Here is a 3,172-nt window from a genome sequence, read left to right as displayed (position 1 = left end):
GTCGACGCCATGCTCCATCAAATCGGATCGTAGCTGGTCGGTGCAGACTTGGTTGACATGAGAGACGATCGACTTCTCGGCATATGCGAAACGAACTCCCATCGATTCCAGCTTCGCGCCGATCATCACCTCAGAAAAGTGACCGTATTCGGGTAGAAACCCACCGATCTCTTCCCAAATCGATCGCAATATCAATGTGCCTCGAACGGAAATCTTGCACTTCTTATCGCCAATCCAACTCAAGAAGTCTTCTTCGAAGATTCGCTGCTCTCCTTCTGCGACGCGATTCTGATTCACGCCGTTGCTCGCACTACAAGCGGCCGGCACTTGTTCTCGGTGAGCGAGTTCATAAATCTGACTTAGACAATTTCGCTGCGGAATACAGTGCGATTCGGTGAGATACAAGTATGTGCCTCGCGCGGCCGAAGCCGCCAAGTTGTACAACGCGTTCACATTCAATCCAGGCTGTTGAACGCAACGTACGCTTGGAAATTGATTCAACAGCTCTTTCAAGCCGCGAGCGTCTCCATCAGTCGCGGCAACGATCACCTCATAGGGCACGTCCATCTCTTGTTGCGTGAAACCTTTCAAACAATCGAGCAGATGTCCTCGATCATCAGGAAGTGGAATCACCACTGAAATCTCAGGTGCGGCAGTCACGCTTCTGTTCCTTCATCAAGAGGCTCGATCCTTCTCTACGACGGGTGTAAGACGGTTGGAGCTAAAATTGTTTCGCGTACTCGCACAAACGTTTTCGAAACTCCGCGAACAGTCGGCTTTGAAAACGGTACGGGTTGGTCACACAGACAATCGTTCGTGTTGGAACGGGGCTCGCAAACGACCGGTAGACGCGACGTTTGCTTCGATCCAGGCGTCGAGCCATTTCGGGGATCATCGAGATTCCATGTGACAGAGACACCAATTCTTGAACGGTCGCCAATTGATTGGCTCGTTCCACCGCCACGGGCAAGATCGAACGCTTGCGACAGAACGAATGGATGTTTTCCGACAGGCAATGAGCTTCGCCGAGCATCACAAATGGTTCTTCTTCCACATCTTCGAGACGAATTCCGTTTTCCTCGCACAGCGGATGATTCGGTGGAAGAACCAAGCACAGTTCTTCTTCCATCAGCGGTACCACCTCGACATATTTTTCGTTGATCGGTTCCGCCAAGATTGCCAGATCGATTTCGCCCTGCTTGATTCCCTTCAGCAGTTCGTTGGTGGTGTTCTCATGAACGATCAACTGGGAACTCGGAAACGCATCGGAAAATTGCTTCAGCAAATCCGGGAGGAAATAGGGAGCGATGGTGGGAATCGCTCCGATTCGAAGTTTGCCGGTTTCGCCGTCGTCGGTGATTTCCGCGCGCGTGTCTTCGATGATGCGAAGAATCTGCGTGGCGCTGCGTTGGAACCGAAGGCCCGCGTCAGTCAATTCAACGGAACGAGGTTTCCGTTCAAAGAATGGTTGTCCAAACTCTTCCTCGAGGCGCTGGATCGAACGACTCAGTGCCGGTTGCGACAAGTTCATCCGCGCCGCTGCTTCGGTGAAGCTTTTCGTCTCCGCCACGCTTTGAAAGTACTTCAGTTGGTCAATGTCCATCGAATCATTGCAATCAAACACGGAACGGGCGGCAACACAGTCTGCCTCTGATCGAAAGTTGCCGCGGCATCAAAGGCTGGGTCAGTGTAAAGCCAATCGCCGCCATCCGGCTAGCTGAGTCCGGCGAGTCTTGGCAGTCAAAAGACAGGCGGTCCAGGTGAAGCAGCGACGCGGCAACAGTGCCCCTCGAGATGGCGTCACTCAATTCCGGGATCCGTTGCTTTCCCTTCTGTGTCAAATGGCCATCCGGGGAGCACACCGCAGCTTTGGAGTGCGAGGATCGCGTAGGCGGTTCCTGTGTTGGAGATTAAGTTGCCGGCGTCGTTGACGGGCGAACGAGTGAACCACTTTCCACTTTCACGCTGGTTGGTGAGCAACCATTGAATCCCCTTCTGCAAGCGTTGATCGCCGGGGGGAATCCCTAGTTCGCGGCTGATCACAATCACCAATCCGGTTCCGTATCCGTCGCTGGTTTGTGTGTCGAGCGGTTCGCCATCGTTGCGTTCCAAGTCTTTCCAATCGGTCAAGAAACCGGCAGTGGACCAGCCTCCGTCCGGCAACTGTTTCGCGAGCAATTCCTCCACGGTTCTTCGGCGCTCGTCCGCAGTCATGAGGCCGTCGATTCGCTTGGCACACCATGCGATCATGGCGCGATGGTGCAGCGATTTTGGCGGATTGTTATTGAAGTAGGTTCGCAACTTCGCAATGCCCGCCTTCGCGGCTTTTGTTTCCGCGTACTCGTCCGGTGCGATGCCAATGGTCAGCGCCGCCAGCGTGTCTCCAAAGTGGTCATCGATCTCCATGGGGGCGTAGTCGCAATCGGGCCAGTCCCATCCGCCATCGGTTCGTTGCGTGGTCCATAAAAAGTCCAGCACATCGCGCGTGATCGGGCTGAGGTGCCCGGTCGTTTGCATGTCGTTGAACGTCAACCCGGCAGCCACGACGATCACCCAGAATCCTTGTCCTTCCGTGGGGAGCTTCTTCTTCCAACGCTCGGTTCGGTACCGTTCAAAGAACTCACGGACTTCGCCGGAATCCTTTTGCACCGCTGTTAGCGCGGGACGAGCGAACATGTAGGGCATGTTGGTGTGGCAGGTCACACACTTCTTTTCTTTCTGCCAGGTCAGCGACGCACGGTCGAGATAGATCGCAGCTTGTTTGGCAGAAAACGATTCCACGGTTGGTTCATCGGCATTGATCGAATCACGTTTGTCGGGAACGGAATCAAACGTCACGATGTCGGTTTGCGCATGGGCATCCATCGGCCAAGCGAGTGTGAATGAGAGGAGCAGCGCAAAGGCAGTTCTCGCCATGGTGCGGTGGGAAGGTTTGAATCCCATGTGATCGGTTTCGCTCGTGTGGTTCGGATGCAGGAAAATTCTTCCGGAACGGCGTCAAATGGGTTTGGGTTTGATGAACAGGACTTCGCCGCGTTCAATCCAGCCCTTCCTCAAGTCGACTCGCAACCAACCGTCGCTGTTTTTCTTGTGGAACCGGATTGCACTTCTTTGGCCGAATTCTTTGAGGTCGTATTGGGCCCATGTCTTGCCCAAGTCCGGCGAATAGATG

At 54.2% G+C, this 3,172-nt stretch carries 3 protein-coding genes; all 3 read right to left on the bottom strand.

Features of this window, described 5'->3' with window-relative positions:
* The coding region (locus ACF8AM_RS15560) for a glycosyltransferase family 2 protein (protein ID WP_392556514.1) at positions 1 to 660 on the bottom strand (660 nt) is incomplete at its 3' end.
* Positions 661 to 721: 61 nt separating this feature from the next.
* Entirely contained in the window at positions 722 to 1,603 is an 882-nt protein-coding gene (locus tag ACF8AM_RS15555; protein WP_392556513.1) for a LysR family transcriptional regulator, read from the bottom strand.
* Positions 1,604 to 1,800: 197 nt separating this feature from the next.
* Positions 1,801 to 2,943 (bottom strand): prenyltransferase/squalene oxidase repeat-containing protein, encoded by a 1,143-nt coding sequence (locus ACF8AM_RS15550; protein ID WP_392556512.1) that lies wholly within the window; start codon positions 2,941 to 2,943, stop codon positions 1,801 to 1,803.
* Positions 2,944 to 3,172 lie beyond the last annotated feature (229 nt).

The sequence above is a fragment of the Rhodopirellula sp. JB055 genome (genome assembly GCF_043100905.1).
Classification (GTDB): Bacteria; Planctomycetota; Planctomycetia; order Pirellulales; family Pirellulaceae; genus Rhodopirellula.
This window is presented reverse-complemented; position numbering and strand designations above follow the sequence as displayed.